We start from the raw sequence: 19,045 nt of genomic DNA, 5'->3' as shown, positions 1-19,045 counted from the left end.
TTTTTGATTGAAAAACAGTTACATGGGTAAAAGTGAGCTTGCGCAGATGGCACTCAAGTAACTCGTAAATGATTTCCGATGAAATTGAATGTAATTAATGATACAAGTCGGATGACGGAGAGATGAACCAAAATACAGACAAAGTACTATATTCAAAAGGGCTGAAAGAGACATAGTCACTTGACGGGCTTCGGACGTATGGTTACAATTACAATATCCATACATGTAAGTGTTGTAACCAGTTTATTCCGGAGGGAAAACGGCTATGTGTCAGAAGAAGAGAAGCTTTTGCCGTATCCGATTCAGGGGGCTTGCCGCCCTTGCGGCTGCCCTTTTTCTGTTGCCCGGCGGTTACGCGGCCAGGGCAGAGGAGAGCCTGCCGACGCCGATTCCGGAGAACATCCGGACCGCGGATGAGATTGTGATCGATGACCGGTATGAGGAACTGTCTTCCTACACCATCACTTTCCGGAACATGCAGGCCTATACCCCGGAATACTTCAACTATGCCAAAGTGACCGCGACAGAGGAACTGCCGACCCCGGACGGACGGGAAGTAAACCGCTTCCGGTTCGCGGATGACGCTGTTCTCACGATCCCCTGCAATACCACACTGGAGTACGGAAACAAGGATTTTGAGTGCTATCGGCAGCTGCTGAATTATATGGACAACGCGAACATCGCTCCGGCGAAACAGGCGGATGCTCCGTATCCGCTGGAGAACGCGATAGCCCGCTGCGAGACGATTTTCAAAACGCTGCATATTGATAACCTGGTGCTGGACCAGGCCGTCGCCCTGCCGTCCGATTCTATCTCCAATATGACCGACGGGATGAAGCAGTTCTATAACGGGACGGAGCCTGTATGTTTTGACGCTTTCCCGGAAGAGATCGGCGTATGGTATCTGGCTTTCCGGCAGGAGCTGAACGGAATCAAATCCCTAGGGACCCCGCAGGTCAGGATTGCCCTGACGGAAAAGGAAACGGCACTGCTGGAACTGGATAAGATCATTGACCACATCAACGATGATTATGAGCTGCCGGCCGGCGTGTGCTGGACGGACGCCCTTCGGGTATTCTCCGATTCCCATTGCGGAAAGAGCGGCGAATCCTATGAGATCAGCAAGATCAATATCGCATATGACTATAACCTGATGGACAGCAACGCGCTGGACGCAAGGGCCTTCCCCTGCTGGCAGATTGAAGGACAGGCAGGAGGAGGAAAATTTGAAGAGACGTACAGCATTTTGGATGGGAAAAGGGTACAAGCGTTTTAAATTAATTAATACTTAAAACTGAAAACTTAAAACTTAAAAATGGTGGATAAAACCGCTTCCGAAAGGAAGCGGTTTTCAGTATTTAAAGAAATCCGGACAAGGAACCGTCCTCTGTCCGGATTTCTTTTGGGAAGGATTCTATGTCTGTTTTCGTTGGATAGGCAGGTTACAGATTATACTCTGCGGAGGAACTGAAAATGAGGAAGATGAACGGCAAAAGGTTTATCCTGGGGCTCATGGCGCTGATGCTGTGCCTGACGATGTGCGCGCCGGCGTTTGCGTCAACGGGAGACCGGGTGCTGATGCATGAGACCACCCTTGACGGCTTTCTGCCGATGGTCGTCCAGGCGGTTGTTCCGTGCGGAGACGGATTCATCATCGTCAAATACAGCGATACGGATGTGGTTGTTGAACGGTACGCGGATGCCCAGGCGGAACCGGAGATTTTTGTGCTGGACGATGAAACGCGTATGGAAAACGGCGGAATATATGTGAATCCCTGGTTCAGCTGGAACGGGGAGCTGTACGGGTTTGAATGCAAAGACTCCTACACGGAAGAAAGTACCACGTCGAAGGTGTTACTGTGGCACGTGAAGCTGGAGGACGGCAAGGTGATCCTGGAGGACAGCGGCCTGCCGGTGGATTTGTCTGACGTGACGGCGGGGGAAGACGGCGCGCAGAACCTGCTTGATTTCTCCGGCTTATTCACCATGGATGACAGCCTGATCATAAACGTCTGGGTGGACGAAGAAACTTACAGGCTGAAGAGAATCGACCTGAATACCGGCGTCTGCGCGGAAACGGAAATCGAGGGACCTGTTACAGAAATGGTTCCGGGACGGGAAGGAACCGTTCTCATTACCCGGAGTGACTGGAACCCGGATACTGCGCTCAATACCGTGAAAGTGAGCAGCCTGAACCTGAAGAACGGAGAGATCCAGGAAAAGACGGTAATCGACGGGCTTGAAAATGAATACATCCATCCCTGCTATGACCGGAACAGAGATGCGATGTATATCATCAAAGAGGGAGAACTGTGGGCTGTACCGCAGTTTGACATGGAAGGGGCGGAAGCGGTCAACGACTGCCCGAGGAACGGAGACGGGGCTATCCTGCTGCCGGGCGGATTTGAGGTGATCTGGGAGTTCGATACGGTGATGCTCAGGAACACCGATCCGTCCCAGCGCGGCAGCGTTGTCCTGCGGGTCAGTGACCGCGGAGACGGTATGACGATGAACGAAACCGTCTACGCGATGAACAACAAGCGGGGAGACGTGTCTGTGATCGTGCAGTCGGACTGGAGAAAGGAGCCTGACGTTGTGCAGGCAATGCTGAACCGGGACAGCAGCACGGATATTTATTCGCTGCGCTCTGACGACAGTGAATTCGCGGCGCTTTATACCCGGGGCTATCTGCCGGACCTGAGCAGCAATGAAAAGATCGTGGAAAGCACGAACCGCCTGTATCCCTATATCCGGGACATGGTGATGCAGGACGGAAAGATCATCGGCGTGCCGGTGTGTTTCGTCGGGGATGCGGTGGGCATTCATATGGAGGCCTGGGAGGAACTCGGCGGAACGGCGGAGGAACTGCCGAAGACCTGGAACCAGTTCTTCGACTGGCTGGAGACGCTGCCGAAAAAGCTGGAAGGCAAGAACGTGTCGCTGTGCGACATGTGGGAAACCAAGGGATATTTCCGGGGAGGAATCCTGAAGACAATGCTGGACCAGTACGAGATCCGGATGGAGAAAAAGGGTGAGAAGGATTATTACTTTGCCACGCCGGAACTGTGCGAGCTGGTCCGGCGGCTGGACGGGCTGGATTACGAAGCCCTCGGGATCCGGGAAGATGATGAGGAAAACATGTATGAGGACGAAGAACGGACTCCGCTCCTGCAAAACGGTACCAGCACGCTTATCCAGAATGGGGACGCATATGTTCCGCTGACGCTGAGCTTCTCGGAAGAGGAAGAGCCGGTGCTGCCGGTCCAGGTGAGCGTCGCGTTCATGAATCCCTATTGCGAGCATCCGGAAGAGGCGATGGAGTTCCTGGCCCTGGCGGCAGACAGCATGCATGGCATGGAACAGTATGCGGCTTACACTGACAAGACGGAACCAATCCGCAGTTCGGATTATGAAGATGAGGTTCGGTGGTACCGGAGTGAAATTGAGAACCTGAAAGAGCGGATCGAAAAAGCGGAAGACGGGGAAGAAAGGGAAATGCTGCAGGAGCAGCTGCAGATCGGGGAAGAAGGGCTGGAGTACACAGAAAAGCATTCCTGGATGATCAGCGGCGAACAGATTGAACGCTATCAGAAATGGCAGGAGTATTTCAAAACCAGGATGTACAGTTTTGTGAATATCCTCCTGAACGGCGACGGCGAAGATGATTCGAGTGAATACGACCGGTTCTTCCATGAAAGCATCGGGATGAATCCGGAAGAACTGCTGGGCACGCTGGATACGAAGGTCAGGATGATCAGGATGGAGAGTAATTAAGAAGAGGTAGGAGGGAGGAAGTAGGAGGGAGGAGGTAATTCCGAACTTGAAAATGAAATATTTGACTTCGTCAAATGCGAAATATTGAGCCTGCGGCTCAATGTGAAATATCGGTCTGCGACCGATGTGAAATATCCTGCTGACGCAGGATGTGATTGGAACGTAACAAACGGGGGAACGAAAGAATTCGCTCCTCCGTTTGTTTAACAACCTTACGAAAACGTAAGGTGAAAGTCACGTGAATGTAAGATTGGTTTGATATGATTGCCATGGAACGAAGGGGACGGTTCAGTTCGTTTATCGATTCTTCAGTTGCAAGGCCTGGAGAAGAGGGGACTGAGAGAACCGTTGATTCGGTTCCCGGGAGGAGGGACAGCTTGTGAGACAGGTTGTCCCGTTCCTTTTGCTGAAAAGTTGTGCGAAAATTATTGACAAACGATAATTTGGTGATATTATGATTATCGTAAAACAATAATTACGCAAAAGCAGGAATGGACTCTAAAGTTGACAGTACAACAATGCAAATCGTTGACGGTACATTATGGGCATGATACAATTTAAAGGTTAAGAAAAGGATTTGAGAAAGCAGGATATATATAGGCGCAAACCGACAGATGTATGAAAGACGGAATGCAAAATACAAAGAAAAAACAATGCAAAATGCCGGAAAATCTGTCATAAACTGTGATCTAAACCGTCTATATATTATGGGTATGCATTTTACGGAGGGAAGTTGTTTATGAGTAAACGCATATGCATGCTGTGCGTCGGGATGATGCTCATCATTCTGATGCTGCTGGCCGGAAGCGCCACAATGGCTGAAGACAAGGCAACGCCAACAGATCTGGATCCGGCGGATTTCGTCATTGAGAATGGCGTGCTGGTTCAGTGCAACAGCGATGCATTCAGTGTAACAGTACCGGACGGCGTGAAGGTCATCGGCCCCAACGCCTTTAAAGGAAAAGATAAACTGCAGAGCGTCGTACTGCCGAACTCTGTGGAAGTCATCAGCCAGGAAGCTTTTGCCGACTGTAAAAAGCTGAAGCTGATTGTCCTGACTGAAGATACAAAACTGAAGGAAATCGGAAGCAAGGCATTCCTGAACTGTATCAAGCTGAACCGGGATTTCGTGCCGGAAGGCTGTACGGTTGCGGAAGACGCGTTTGAAGGCGCAGCCCCTGCGCCTTCGCAGGTACCGGAAACACCTACCCCGGCACCGGAAGGCCCGACACCGACACCCACGCCGGCTCCTGAAACGCCGGCACCTGAAGTAACGCCGGATCATAATCCGCCGGAACCGGAAACGGAAGAACCCACAGAACCGGAAGATGGCGGTGAAGGCGGCGGATTCCCGGGCGGCGGCGGTGGAGGCGGAGGCGCCTCCAGGCCGAGGATTCCCCACAGCAAGAACAAGGAACCCATCGGGCCGGACTACGACCTGCTGGACCTGAAGGAACTGGAAAAGAAACAGAACGACGTGATGAACCAGCTGACGCTGGGCAGGGAGACCCTGGCGCTGACCCTGAACCGGGCAGCGGACAGCGAAACCGGCGAGGGCTTCACGGTCACCGGAATGAACTGGCAGAAGGAAGCGGGAAACGAACAGATCGATACCCTGATCCTGACGGCGGCCAATCCGGAGGACGGCAAACAGAATGTCTGGAGCATGAACGGTGAAGTGCTCCGGAAGATGAACAAGAGCGGAATCGAGCATCTGGTGCTCCGCAGCGGAGACCAGATTGCCGTGATGGAAACGGAAGGCTTCCTCGCCGGCTGGAACTACGACGAGATGAGAAGCCGCGGAACCGCGAACCGGCGGTTTGAATACGAAATCGGAATCGGCGGAGATGCTCCGGCTGTCTGGCAGGTACAGGTTGAAGGAAAGACCTACGAACTGACGACGGACGAGCATGCCGGAATCTTTATGACGGGCGTATACAGCGGCCCGGCGGGCGCGCTGGATGAACCATATGACCAACTGTTTGCCACAAAGTGAAAGGAGTGGACGGGATGAAAAAGGTATTCGCGATACTGATGGCCCTGGTGCTGGTGCTGGGAGGAACCGCGCTGGCAGAGACAGAGCTTTCCTATGAAGGGAAAGTGGTTGCAGGAGAAACAATCCCGGTTGCCGCGCCTTTCGGCGGACGGATGGGGGAGGTGCCGCTGCACAAAGGCGACCCGGTTCAGGAAGGCGACACGCTGGCAACCATCAAGACAACGCTGAACTACGCGCCGGTGGAAGGCACTGTGACCGGTCTGTATGTAGCGGAAGGCGACAACACCGAGGACATCAATGCCCGGTATGAAGCCTCCCTGTACATTGAGCCCACCCGCAAGTACACGGTGGACGCGAACAGTGAAAAGGCTTTCAACACCAACGACAACTACTTTATCCACCTGGGCGAGCGGGTTTACCTGAAGTGCACCCAGGACGGCACCCATGAGGGCACCGGCATGGTCACCAAGCTGACCGAAACCGGATATACCATTGAGGTGACCGGCGGAGAGTTCTACCTGGACGAGAAAGTCTATGTCTACCGGGACGAGAAGTACAGCAAGGAAAAGCGCATCGGCAAGGGCACGGTGAAACGCGCCGCAGCCGTACCGGTGAAGGGCGCCGGCAGCGTGCTGAGACTGCACGTGAAGAGCGGCGACTTCGTGGAACGCGGCGAGCTGCTGTTTGAAACCGTGGAAGGCGTGCTGGACGGCTACTACGCACCGGACAACACGGTGAAGAGCCCCGTGACGGGCGTTATCGAATCCGTGGAAAAGAACCCGGGCGATACCGCTGCCAAGGGCGACACCCTGGTGAAGATTGCTCCCACCAAGAGCTTCCAGGTCGAGTTTGACGTGCCTGAAGAGGACCTGTTCCTCCTGGAAGAGGGCGCGCCGGTCGAAATGGAACTGCGCTGGGACAGCTCCTCGGAGAAACTGTATACGGGCAAAATTGTTTCCATTTCCAGGATGAACGAAGAACAGAAGGAAGGCACAGACAAGAAAGTCTACAAAGCCTATGCCTCTTTCGAACCGGATGAAAGAATCCGGCTCGGCATGAGCATGCTGATTTACCTGAATGAGGCAGCGCCGGCCGAAGAAAACAATACTGCGGAGGAACCTGAAGAATGATGAACCCCAACGGCAAGAAACTGATCCTTTGGTTTTTATCCCTGATTCTGTGTATTACGGCCTGCGCGCCGGCATTCGCATCCACCGGAGACCGGGTGCTGCTTCGCCGGAGCGATGACGAGAGCAGCTTCTACATCAGAAGCGTGCTCCCGTACGGTGAAGGCGGCTTCTGTGTGTTTATCGAAAACTATCCGGATCAGATCGTCATGCGGTACACGGATTATCAGGCAGAGCCTGAGAAATTCGTGAAGAAGATGAACGAGGAAGAACGGAAGAACTGGTGGCTGGAAGGACTGGACGAGGACAGCAAGGAAGAGGAAGGAAACGACGAAGATATCTTCTTTGCCGATGACGTCCCGGAAAACCAGGATACCCAGGAATACGAATACGTAAATGATTACTTTGGATGGAACGGTGAGATCTACGCCCTGATGAACAAGAGCAGCTATGACGGCGAAACTTCGAAGGAAGAACTGCTCGTCAAGCATGTGAAGCTGGAAGACGGGCAGATTATCCTGGAAGACGAAAACGTACCGGAACTTGATTTCTCCTCGCTGGTGGACAGTGAGAGCGGAAGTCTCAGGTTCTACGGTACCAACAACATCGTTACAGCCGGAGACAGCCTCTTCATGACCTACTATGCGGAAGAAGGGGAAAGACTGCTGGTCTTTGACATGAACAGCGGTGCATGCACGGAAGGTGAACTCGAAGATGTTTCGGAACTCGTTGCCGGACCGGAAGGTTCCCTGCTGGTTACCCGTGCGATCTGGTCTGAAGATATGAATGACTATGACACGGTGACGATCAAGATCAGCAAGATGGATCCTGCAACCCTGAGCGAAGAGGCGCTGACAGAGATTAAGGTCAAGGGCGACAGCCGGATCACCCCCTGCTACAACGCGGAGAATGATACCCTGTACTATGCTGCCAACGGTGAACTGTGGGCAATGCCCCAGTTCGACGCCGCGAAGGCTGTGGCGGTCAACGACTGCCCGGAAATCGGCAACAGCATGAAGATGCTGAAAGACGGCTTTGTGCTGGTACAGTTCTTCAGCTCCCTGTCTGTCAAGAACACCGATCCCACCCAGCGCGGAAGCATCCAGCTGCGGGTTAAGGGCGGCGGATACGGTACCGTTACAAACGCCATTTATGACCTGAACAATTCACGGGGTGACATCTCCGTAATTGCGGAAACGGACTGGACCTTCCAGAACGACATCCTGCAGTCGATGATGAACCGTGACGCGCATACGGATGTTTACCTGCTGAGCTACCAGAGCAATGAGTTCAATGCGTTGTACAACCGCAATTACCTGATTGACCTGAGCTCCAACGAAAAGATCGCTGCCAGCACAGCCCGGATGTATCCCTATATCCAGGATGCGGTAAAGCAGGACGGCAAAATCGTGGCCGTTCCGGTTTATGCTTACGGCGGCACCCTCGGCGTCAACGTGGATACCATGAAGATGCTGGGCATGAAGGAAGAGGATCTTCCCCATACCTGGAATCAGTTCTTCGACTGGATGGAAAAACTGCCTGAGATGATGGAGAACGTTCAGGTCAAGATTTCCTGGGAAGACCGGATGTACCTGCGCACCATGATTCTGGAAAGCATGATTGAGCAGTATGAGCTCTGGATGGAGAAGAAGGGAGACAAGGAATATGCCTTCAACAATCCCATCCTGTGCGACCTGATCCGGCGCCTGAACAATCTTGACTATGACGGACTCAGGGCGAGAGAACACGTGGAATATGACCCGGAAAACGAAGAAGACGGTTACTATGATGACGGCGGCGACGATGACAATATGGTGCTGCTGGAAAGCTATATTTCCACAACCATGAACGGTGACGTCTATTATGTCCCGCTGTTCCTGAGCTTCGCGGATGACGAGGATCCGGTGATCCCGACAGAGCTCGAGGTAGCCTTTGTGAACCCGTATTCCGAGCATCCCCAGGAAGCTATGGAATTCCTCGGCGTTCTCCTGAACAACCTGGACCTGGACAACCAGTATACAATCTATACAGATAAGACGGAACCGATCCGGAATCCCAGCGAAAACGAAAGCCTGACAATGATCCAGGAAGCCATTGAGGCGTACAAGGCCAAGATTGAAACAGCTGAAGGCGACAAGAAGGCTGACCTGGAGGAGAACCTCAAGAACCTGGAAGAAAACCAGAAGGACATTGAACGCTACAGCTGGCGGATCAGTCCGGAACTCATTGAGCGCTACCAGAAGAACATCAACCTGTACAAGGTGCGGGGCTACAGTTTCTACAATGCCCTGTTCGGCCAGGAAAACAATAACGGGAACGAAGATGAACCTTCTGCCTATGAAAAGATCTTTGCCAGTGAGGAAAGCCTCAAGATGGCTCCGGAAGAGCTGCTTGGCATGCTGGACAGCAAGGTTCAGATGATCCGCCTGGAGGGGAACTGATTCCCTTCCTGCCGGCAAGGCTGTGCCGGGCACAGCCTTGCCGCAGCGCCTGACCTGACAACAACCAATCCGAGGATAATATAAGAACAGCTGGACAGTGATCCTGTCGTGGATCATAGTCCTGACTTTGCGCACAAACGTCCGGAAACGCGCAACTCAATTCCCTGATCACCCCCGGGCTGCAAGCGGCAGCCGGAACAATACATGACAAGGAGTATGAGAGATGAAACGACTGAACGGAAAAAGAATGATTCTTTGGATCATGACCCTGGTTCTTTGTGTGACAACCTGTATGCCCGCGTTTGCTTCTGTCGGGGACCGTACCCTGATCCACAGCAACAGAGACACAAGTGAAGTCAGCATCCGTGGCATTTACCCGCTGGGAGAAGGGTTCTGCATTGTTACGGATGGATCTGAAGGACAAGCGATCCTGAAATACGCGACGCTCCAGAGTGAGCCGGAAAAATACGTGAGACCCGAACCTGAATATCCTGATGATATGGAAGGACTCATGGACGGGGAATCTGACGGCGAAATTCCGGCGGTTCCCGGTGAAAACCAGGAAGGAACAGACGTTCCTGCTGAACCCGGAGAGAACGGGGAAAAGACAGAAGAGCCTGCCGTTCAGGAAGAGCCCCAGGAAGAAATTGATATCTTTGCCGATATGGACTGGGCTTCGGAAGATGAAAACGGCGCAGCGATTAACAATGACACGGAATCCGAAGATTCCGATAATACGGATCCCTATAATTATGACTATATCTACAACTACTTCGGATGGAATAACGAGCTTTACGGCCTTGTGATCGATTATGTCTATGATGAAGAAACCCAAACGAGCAAACAGGGAGACGCCGAAATCAGGCACATCAAGCTTGAGAATGGTGAAATCGTTATAGAGAAGACCGATCTTCCGGCCCTGGATCTGTCTTTCACGTCAGATGAAGAAAACGGAATGTCTTTCGGCCTGAACGGAGTTTTTACACACGGTGACTATCTGATTGTGACATACTACGGCAGCAACATGGGTGTGAATATCGCCGCTGTGAATCTGAAAGATGGAACTTCAGTCCTGATACCGGAAGATGCGACGATGAGCGGCGCCTTCCCGGGACCGGAGGGATCCCTGATTATCTGCCGCCAGGACTGGAATATGGGCCGCAGCACTTTCAAGCTGAGCCGCATGGATCTGGCAACCCAGAAGGAAGAACCGGTGACGGAATTCACTGCCGGGGGCTACCAGCTGACTGCCTGCTATGACCAGGAGAAGAATACTCTTTACTATGTCTGCGACGGTGAAGTATATGCGCTGCAGATGGCAGAAGGACAGCAGCCTGAGTCTGTGAATGAATGCGGGATTGCGCCGGACGGCTTGATGCTTACCCCCGACGGTTATATAATTGCATGGACGTACAGTGCCGCGGTGGCCCGGAATACCGACCCGACAAAGCGTGCCGATGTTACGCTGCGGGTGAGCAATTCCGGCAGCAACTATTACCTGGAAGACGCTGTCCTGGATATGAATGAAAGCCGGGGAGATATTTCCGTAATCCTGAAGGAAGAGTCCAACAGCATTAATTCGGACGTCCTTCAGTCGATGATGAACCAGGAAGATTATATTGATGTTTATATCCTCGAGTATGAAAGCAAAGCATTCAACGCGCTGCTCAACCGCGGATACCTGAAAGACCTGAGTGATAACAAGGACATCGCCACGGACGTGGAACGGATGTATCCCTACCTGAAGGACGCGTTTAAGCAGGACGGAAAGATTATCTGCACGCCGGTTCAGGTGAACGGCCAGGTGCTGGGCATTAACCTGAAAACATGGGCAAAGCTGGGCGGAACCGAGGAGGAACTGCCGAAGACCTGGGACGAGTTCTTTGACTGGCTGGAAAAGGACGTGCCGGAACGCATCGTCGGTTCAGACATTAAGGTATGTGAAGATGTTGGAATGAGTTTCAAAGGCACACTCAGGCTGCTTCTGCTGTATCAGTACCAGATGTGGATGGACGCCAAGGGCGGAGAATACCAGTTCAATACACCCTTCCTGAAGGATCTGCTGACCAGGCTTAACAACCTGAACACGGATGCTCTGGGAATGAAAGACGCGTATGATGAAGATGACTATGGTTACATCATCTCCTATGATGCCGACTATGTTGATCCGCTGATCTCGACGTACACCCAGCCCACTGTCGGCGGGAATTACAACGGAGCTACGCCGCTGCCGCTGGCGTTTGATGAGAATGACCCGCCTATCGTTGCGGCTCAGGTATCTGTGGGCTTTGTGAATCCATATTCCAAACATCCGGAAGAGGCACGGGAATTCCTTGCGCTGATTCTGAAGAATACGACTGAAACCGCTGCCGCCACGCTCTTCACAGACAAGACGGAACCGATCAGAGAGACGCGTAATGACGAGTGGGTTGAAAGCAACAAACAATGGGTGGAGAATATTGAAAAGCAGCTGGAAGAGGCTGAGGATGGCCAGGAAAAAGCTAACCTTGAGGAAAACCTGAAAGAGGCAAAAGCGCAGCTGGAATATTCGGAACGGTGGAGCTGGCGCGTCAGTCCGGATGATCTGGCAAATTACCAGAAGCTCCTGCCGAACCTGAAGGTGATGGATTACCTGTTCCTGTATGACCTGTTTAACGCAGGGGACGAAGAAGAGATGATGTCTGCTTATAGTTTGTTCTATAGCGAAGATTCAGATCCGGAACCGCTGCTCGATATGATCGACAAGAAAATCCAGACGATTCGTAAAGAAGGGAACTGATTCCTTTTGTACAAGAAACTGAAACTGGCATGGCCGTTTCTGCTGCCGGGCCTGGCGGGTTTGCTGATCTTCTACGGCATCCCGTTTGTAGGCGGAATATGGTACAGCGTGACGGAAGGCACCCTGGAAAATAAGTTTGTCGGGCTGGACAACTATGTTTCAGTCTGGAACAACACCATGTTCCAGATGGGCCTGAAGAATACCATGGAGCTGTCCCTGATCTGTGCCCCGCTCCTTTTCCTGCTGTCTTTTCTGCTGGCGGCAGGACTGCACCGGATCCGGCCGGCCGGCGGATTCTTCCGCTCCAGTGTGCTGATGCCTTACCTGATGCCGTCTTCGGCAATCCTGATCATCTGGCTGCTGTGGTTTGACTACGGCGGCCCGGTGAACAGGCTGCTGGTTATGCTGGGAAGCACACGGGTGAACTGGATGCTGGGGGCGGAACTCCGCCTCCCGGTCATCCTGCTGTTCCTGTGGAAGAACCTGGGCTTCTGCGTGGTCATCTTTATGTCCGCGCTGCAGTCCATTCCGGAATCACTGTATGAATTTGCAACCCTGGAAGGCGCTTCCTTTATGAAGCAGACCTTCAAAATCACCCTGCCGCTGGCGGTGCCTTCGGCTTTCCTGGTGGCGATCCTGTCCTTTGTAAACGCCTTCAGGATCTTCAAGGAAGTCTTTTTTATCGCAGGCGCCTATCCGGATGACCCGGAATATATCTACACCCTGCAGAACTACATGAACAACATGTACAGCAGGCTGAGCTACCAGAACGTGACAACAGCGGCCTATATCTTCGCCGTGATTGTGTTTGTGCTGTTCGGCTTGCTGTTCCTGAGCCAGCGGTCGGCGCTGAAACGGCTGAACGGAGGCGATTGAGAAGATGAGAAATCCCAAAAGCCTCCGGATCTGGGTGGCAAGAATTGTGCTGACGCTGTTTGCACTGATCATTATCCTGCCGATGGTGCAGACTTTCCTGTATTCCTTTGCTTCCATATCGGAAATGAGTGCCTGGCTGAAAACCCGGGGTAATCTGAACGATACCGCATGGATGGAATCCCATCTGTCCCCGAATATCATTTCGCTGGGTCAGTATGAGCAGATCCTGATCAAGGATGAAAAGATCCTGCATTTTTTCACCAACTCAGTGATGTATGCTGTGGCCATCCTGGTGGGACAGGCGCTGGTGGTTCCGGCTCTGGCCTTCGGCCTGAGCAAGTTTAAATTCCGCGGACGGGAGACAATCTTTTTCCTGATTGTGCTGCTGATGCTGATGCCGTTCCAGGTAACGATGGTGCCGAATGTGCTGACGCTGCGGTTTATGGGCCTGATGAACACGGTCTGGGCGATCATCCTGCCGATGCTTTTCGCCCCGTTCTATATCTTCCTGATCCGCCAGTTTATGATTACGCTGCCGGATGAACTGCTGGAGGCATCCTCCATAGACGGAGCCGGCCCGTTCCGCTCCTTCCTGTGGATCGTGCTGCCGGTCTGCCGGCCGGTGCTGGGCGCGGCGGCGGCGCTTTCCTTCGCGGAAAGCTGGAACCTGGTGGAACAGCCGCTGGCCTATCTGACGGAAGTGCAGAACCTGATGCCCCTGTCCACCCTGTTTAACCAGATGACAAAGAAGCCATCCGGATATGAGTTTGCAGGAGCGGCATTGTATATCCTGCCGGCACTGCTGATCTACCTGTTCTTCCAGGAGGATATCCTGGCAGGTATCCAGCTGACGGAAATGAAATAATATAGGTAAGTCTGAACGGAAAGGTTTGGTTTGGATATGAAACTCAAGAAATTTGCGTTACGGGGCATGATCATCCTGGCGGCGGTAATTGCGTTGTGTGTGCTGTTTTCCGGCACCATTCGTTCGCTGACCACAGCCAAGGTGCATAAGGCGGACGTGAAGAACGGAAAGTTAGAGAATACAATCCAGCTGTCCTCCAAGGTCGCTTTCCCGGAGAAAGAGGAAATGAAGATCACGGTTCCGGACGGGCTGAGCCTGACCGTACAGCGGATTCCGGTGGCGACCGGTCAGAAGATCGCCAAAGGAGATGTTCTTCTGTATACCCAGCTGTCAGATGGAGAGAAAACCGTTGCTGATCTGGAAAAGAAATATGATGAGGCTCGCAACGCGATTGAAGACTGGGACCGGAAGCACGGTGATATCCGCCTGACCCGCAACGAGGAAGCCTGGGTGAACGCCTATGACGCGGCCCGGCAGGCAGACAGGGAAGAGCTGAATCTCCGGCAGTCCCTGATGGCGGTACTGAACATCACTGATTCCGCCGATCTGACAGATGAAAATGTCAAAAAGCTTTTCAAGAATATGAGTAAAACGGTGGGTCAGCCGATCCTGGAGGATTACAAGAACTGGAAAGCTAAAAAGGAAGATCTGGCAAAGGCCAAGGAAAAACTGAAGAGCCTGGACCGCTATGCCGTATCGGATGACGTGTGGGCTACGCTGAAGACAAAGCGTGAAGCAGAGGACAATCTGAGGGATGCGGAAGACAAGCTGATGCAGATCCGGAAGATTGAAAAGCAGATGGCGGAGATCAAGGCCCCCCATGACTGCTACGTGATCGAAATAAAAGTCAAGAAAGGCGATCCGCTGAACGGTGAAGTGGAAGTGGTCAGCATAACCGCGGAAGGAAAGGATCCCGTGCTGCGCGCGACAATAGATTCGAAATCGAACGTGCAGAAAGGCACTGCTGTGACGATACCGTCCAAGAATTACTGGAGCCGTGCTGAGACAAAGATTGTCACCATCGGCGTAGATGATGAAGGCAAACAGTATGCGGACGCGGAAATCAACAGATCGGTGACCGAAGCCATGGGAAGCGTCAGCAGCATGATGCGGAAAGAAGAAATCAAGCTGAAAATCACCACCCGCGCCAAGGAAAGCTCCTGCATGATTGAAGCGGCTGCAGTGGGCGGAGAAGGTGACAATCGATATGTATATGTCGTTTCACAGGAAGACTCTCCTCTGGGCGGCGTTCGCCTTACAGTCAGAAAACAGGAAGTGAAAGTGATCGCCGAATCATCAAAATGGGTTTCCGTGGAGGAAGATCTTACCTACCGTGACATCGCTTATCTGCCGGACAGACCCATTAATGATGGCGATACGGTCATGTGGGCTCATTGAGGTGCAGACGGAAATGAAACGTAAATCACGATTTTCATTTTTACTGCTGCTGGGAATCCTGCTGGTGGGCGCGGGACTGATCGGACTTGCCACAGCACCGGATCTGATTCAGTATGCGTTCCTTCCGCCGAGTGATATCCAGACAACAGCGCCGGCAAATACGGAAAGCCTGTCAGTGGGTGATGAAAGCTTTGGACTGGATGATGCGGATTATTCACAGTCATCCGGGAAAGCTGAATCAGATCAGACGAACACCCCGCTGCTTGAAAAGTATGACAAAACAGTGGAGGATATCGGGGCATTCTTCCCGCAAATGACGCTGCACAGTATCAAAAACAATGAGATACTGACGATTGAGGATGAGACAAGACAGGATAACGTCTGTCTGTATGCTTTAGGTCCGTTCTGGCATGATCTTTATACGACACGGATTGTGGAAGGTCGGCCGCTTGTCCGACTGGACGCGGAGCAGAAATCTGACGTCATTGTGCTGGATGAAGAGACGGCTTTCCTCTTTTTCAGAGGAAAAGACCCGATTGGCCAGACTGTGACAATGTCGGATGGAACCGAACTGGAAGTGGTGGGTGTTGCGAAACACAGCCGCCGGATTGGCGAACTGGGGACATACGCTGCCTGGGTGCCGCTGGATCAGGTGACAAACAGCGATATGATGGTACTGTCTGTTCCGTCGAATTCAGACAGCATGATGACTATGCTGGAGAAAGAGGGACAGGCGAACTTCGGCAAAGGAACGATTGTGAGCCTTAAAAAGGAAAAGTTCCGGGCACTGCTTCCGCTGCTGCTGATTGTTGTGATCGTGATGATCTGGCTGCTGAAACGCTGGTTCGGCTGGCTGATCGGCTACGCAAAGATCCAGATGGAAAAAGTCCGGGTGGAGAGCAAGCGGCGTTATCTGATGAAGCTGCTGCCTTATGCAGCCGGACAGCTGCTCCCGGCGGCGCTCCTGATTGTGCTGTCGGTGGCCGCGTGCTTCGGCGTGGCAATCCTGGCATTGCAGCCCATCGGGATTTTCTCGGAGTGGGTTCCGGAAACCCTGGGTGAATATACGGCCTGGATTGCGCGGTTCTGGAACCTGGCTAACATTGCTGCGGCTCCGGTGACAATCAAAACGCCGGAGATGATCGAAGTGCAGTTCTGGAGCAACCTGATCCTGTGGGGAACCATCCTGATTCTCCTGCGGGCGGCAAAGAACACGCTGACAGGGTTCCTGCGGAAAAAGGAAGACTGAAAACAAGAAAATTCATAATTCACAATTCATAATTCAGAATTAATGCTTTATCTACAATAGGGACAGATGATTGCTGTTATATTAACCCGAAGGGTTATGTGACAGAAGCTCTGTCCCTTTGTCACATCAAGCTGAAAAAATATTTTTCAGAGATCCTATATATTTTGCTTCTGAGGGGTCTATAAAGGTACAGGAGGTGAACGGTACTTGAGCAACGGGACACACGCTTCGGAACTGGAGCGGCTGGTGGGACAGTACCAGACTGCGGTTCTCCGGACCTGCTATCTTTACCTGTGTGACCGGTCACAGGCGGAAGATGCTGTACAGGAAACTTTCCTGAGGGTTTACAAAGGCCTGGACACCTTCAGGGGTGAAAGCAGCGAGAAAACCTGGATCATGAAGATCGCAATAAACACATGTTACAAAATGAATCATTCAGGCTGGTCCCGCTTTATCAACCGCCGGGTAACACCGGAGATGCTTCCGGAGGCTTCGGTGCCGTTCGAGGAAAAAGACGATGAACTGACCCGCGCCGTGATCCGGCTGCCGATCCGGCTGCGCGAAGTGATCCTCCTGTATTACTACCAGGGACTGAATGTGAACGAGATCGCGGAAGCACTGGATATTTCCCAGCCGTCTGTTTCAGGAAGACTGAAACGGGGCAGGGAAAGGCTGAAGGACATGCTGGAAGGGAGGGAGAACGATGCGTAATGAACTGAACAGGACGGAGTTCTCCGAATCTCTGGACAGGCGTCTTTCCGGCCTTCAGGATGATCCGTGGCTCACGGCAAAAGTCCTGGCAAAAGCGGAAGGAGAAAAGCCTGTGAAAAAACTGTCTGCAACAACGATCCTTGTCATTGCCCTGCTGATCCTGACCATGGCCGGCGCGCTGGCTGCCGCAAACTGGACAGTGATCAGCCGCCTCTTCGGTGACGGCTGGTATTATAACGAAACGGCGATTGAAACGCCGCTGAAGACGGAAAGCAGCCTGACCATGCTGGATATTACCGCTACGGAAGCCTACTGGTCAGAGGACGGTTTCTCTGTCGTATTCCGGGTGGAAAGCAAATCTCCGGACTGTATGCCCTATTATGAAGAAGGAGAGCATCCGGAGCAGATTGAGTTTAACGGTGAAAGCATTACTCAGGATGAACTGCGGGGTGACAAAAACCTGATCGCCTGCGATATCTGGAATCCGGGACAGAATTCCTGGACATGGTATGAATTCAACGACGAAGGTTTGTTTATCATTGCGACGAGCGGGATGACTGACAGGGAGAAGGTGGAAGCAGGAACGACCATGGAATTCCCGTGTTATCTGCACAACCTGCAGACCGGGGAACAGGAAGATGGAATCATTACTGTGACGCTGCCCGCGATGACGAAGCAGGAAGGGTACTTCAGGTAATTCAGAATTAAGAATTCAGAATTAATACTTCAACTGCAGCAGGGACAGAGTTTGCTGTCAGGTAAACCCGAAGGGTTATGTGACAGAAGCTCTGTCCCTTTTTGTCATATAGTATCCCATTTTTTGGATGACTTGTAATTTTTGTATCCAATCTATATAATAGAGATGTAATACAACCCTGAGCAGAGCAAAACCGAAAAGAACGGAAGAGGGCGGATCTGTATGAGAAGCGCGAAAGTGATCATTGCTGTGGCCCTGGTTCTGATGCTGCTGTGCGGAACAGCGGCGGGTGAAACCTGGCGGGCGGCGGAAGAAGATTATCCGATGTTTGAGACGCTCCTGGAGCGGCTGGAAACAGAAGAAAGGGATAAAGTAAAGGCGGATCGGAAAGAACTGGATGATATCCTGGAAATGATCCACCTGAAGAGCGCTGAGGAGTATGAAGTGGGCCGCGCGATTGTGGACCACTGGTACGGATCGGTAAAGAACAGCAATTACCGCAGATTCGCCTACAGGGGAGAAGAAAAGGCCACGCCGCTGGAGCGGAGCGGTCTGGATTTCAGCGGAAAGCACGCTTTTGTGGTGCTGGGGTACGTGCTGCAGGACGGAGAGATGACAGATGAGCTGAAGGGCCGCTGTGACGCGGCGGCCGCGGCTGCACGGTCCTTCCCGGATTCGCTGGTGATCTGCACGGGCGGTGCTACGGGCCAGCAAAACTGGGAAAACCATACCGAAGCCGGGGAAATGAAGATGTACCTGGCGCGGGACTGCCACATCGACGCGGACAGGATCCTGACGGATGAACAGGCGCAGACCACGCTGGAGAACGCGCAGAATGTTTTCCTGATCCTGAAGCAGCAGGGTATTGAGAAGATCACGCTGGTGACCTCTGACTATCACCAGATGTGGGCACAGATCCTGTTCAACGCCGTGGCGGCAATCTGGAAAGCCCGGACAGGAATGGAAGTCAGCATTGTAGGGAATTACAGCTACACCGTGCGACCGGGAACAAAATCCACGGGAGGCGGAATAAGCGCGCTGAGAGTGCTGTTAAGGGAAGGAATCACGGTGGAACCGTGATTCCTTCCAATGAATAATGAATACTGAAAACTTAAAAATGGTGGACAAAATA

Annotated in this window: 13 protein-coding genes; all 13 read left to right on the top strand. The window is 52.5% G+C overall.

Features of this window, described 5'->3' with window-relative positions; translation table 11 throughout:
• Positions 1-265 precede the first annotated feature (265 nt).
• The 13 genes from JYE49_RS09490 to JYE49_RS09430 all read left to right on the top strand — a co-directional run bounded on the left by JYE49_RS09490 (position 266) and on the right by JYE49_RS09430 (position 18,993).
• Positions 266-1,276 (top strand): hypothetical protein, encoded by a 1,011-nt coding sequence (locus JYE49_RS09490; protein ID WP_093958120.1) that lies wholly within the window; start codon positions 266-268, stop codon positions 1,274-1,276.
• Between the two features lie 197 nt (positions 1,277-1,473).
• Complete coding sequence (locus tag JYE49_RS09485) at positions 1,474-3,774, top strand: ABC transporter substrate-binding protein (protein ID WP_093958121.1); 2,301 nt, start codon at positions 1,474-1,476, stop codon at positions 3,772-3,774.
• Between the two features lie 739 nt (positions 3,775-4,513).
• Complete coding sequence (locus JYE49_RS09480; RefSeq protein ID WP_093958122.1) at positions 4,514-5,770, top strand: leucine-rich repeat domain-containing protein; 1,257 nt, start codon at positions 4,514-4,516, stop codon at positions 5,768-5,770.
• 14 nt (positions 5,771-5,784) lie between these two features.
• Complete coding sequence (locus tag JYE49_RS09475) at positions 5,785-6,900, top strand: HlyD family secretion protein (protein WP_093958123.1); 1,116 nt, start codon at positions 5,785-5,787, stop codon at positions 6,898-6,900.
• Positions 6,897-9,338 (top strand): extracellular solute-binding protein, encoded by a 2,442-nt coding sequence (locus tag JYE49_RS09470; RefSeq protein ID WP_093958124.1) that lies wholly within the window; start codon positions 6,897-6,899, stop codon positions 9,336-9,338. Before JYE49_RS09475 ends, JYE49_RS09470 begins: the two co-directional genes overlap by 4 nt.
• A 223-nt stretch (positions 9,339-9,561) precedes the next feature.
• On the top strand, positions 9,562-12,117 hold the full coding sequence (locus tag JYE49_RS09465; protein ID WP_093958125.1) for an extracellular solute-binding protein: 2,556 nt from the start codon (positions 9,562-9,564) through the stop codon (positions 12,115-12,117).
• A 6-nt stretch (positions 12,118-12,123) separates the two neighbouring features.
• Positions 12,124-12,993: a carbohydrate ABC transporter permease gene (locus JYE49_RS09460; protein ID WP_304582715.1), complete on the top strand. Its 870-nt coding sequence runs from the start codon at positions 12,124-12,126 to the stop codon at positions 12,991-12,993.
• Between the two features lie 4 nt (positions 12,994-12,997).
• Positions 12,998-13,858, top strand: a complete 861-nt coding sequence (locus JYE49_RS09455; RefSeq protein ID WP_093956937.1) for a carbohydrate ABC transporter permease — start codon at positions 12,998-13,000, stop codon at positions 13,856-13,858.
• Between the two features lie 36 nt (positions 13,859-13,894).
• The gene (locus JYE49_RS09450; RefSeq protein ID WP_143754480.1) at positions 13,895-15,256 is read left to right on the top strand and encodes an HlyD family secretion protein; all 1,362 of its coding nucleotides are present in this window, start codon (positions 13,895-13,897) and stop codon (positions 15,254-15,256) included.
• 13 nt (positions 15,257-15,269) lie between these two features.
• On the top strand, positions 15,270-16,505 hold the full coding sequence (locus JYE49_RS09445) for an ABC transporter permease (RefSeq protein WP_179217294.1): 1,236 nt from the start codon (positions 15,270-15,272) through the stop codon (positions 16,503-16,505).
• Positions 16,506-16,712: 207 nt separating this feature from the next.
• Positions 16,713-17,216 carry an RNA polymerase sigma factor gene (locus JYE49_RS09440; protein ID WP_093956940.1) on the top strand — a complete coding sequence of 168 codons (504 nt, stop codon included), beginning with the start codon at positions 16,713-16,715 and terminating at the stop codon, positions 17,214-17,216.
• Positions 17,209-17,913 (top strand): hypothetical protein, encoded by a 705-nt coding sequence (locus tag JYE49_RS09435; RefSeq protein ID WP_093956941.1) that lies wholly within the window; start codon positions 17,209-17,211, stop codon positions 17,911-17,913. Before JYE49_RS09440 ends, JYE49_RS09435 begins: the two co-directional genes overlap by 8 nt.
• A gap of 222 nt (positions 17,914-18,135) precedes the next feature.
• The gene (locus JYE49_RS09430; protein WP_093956942.1) at positions 18,136-18,993 is read left to right on the top strand and encodes a YdcF family protein; all 858 of its coding nucleotides are present in this window, start codon (positions 18,136-18,138) and stop codon (positions 18,991-18,993) included.
• The last annotated feature ends 52 nt before the right edge of the window (positions 18,994-19,045 follow it).

Origin of the sequence: Aristaeella hokkaidonensis, from assembly GCF_018128945.1 — a bacterium.
Lineage (GTDB): Bacteria > Bacillota > Clostridia > Christensenellales > Aristaeellaceae > Aristaeella > Aristaeella hokkaidonensis.
Note: the sequence above shows the minus strand (reverse complement) of the source record. Positions and strands in the feature narration are given on the sequence as shown.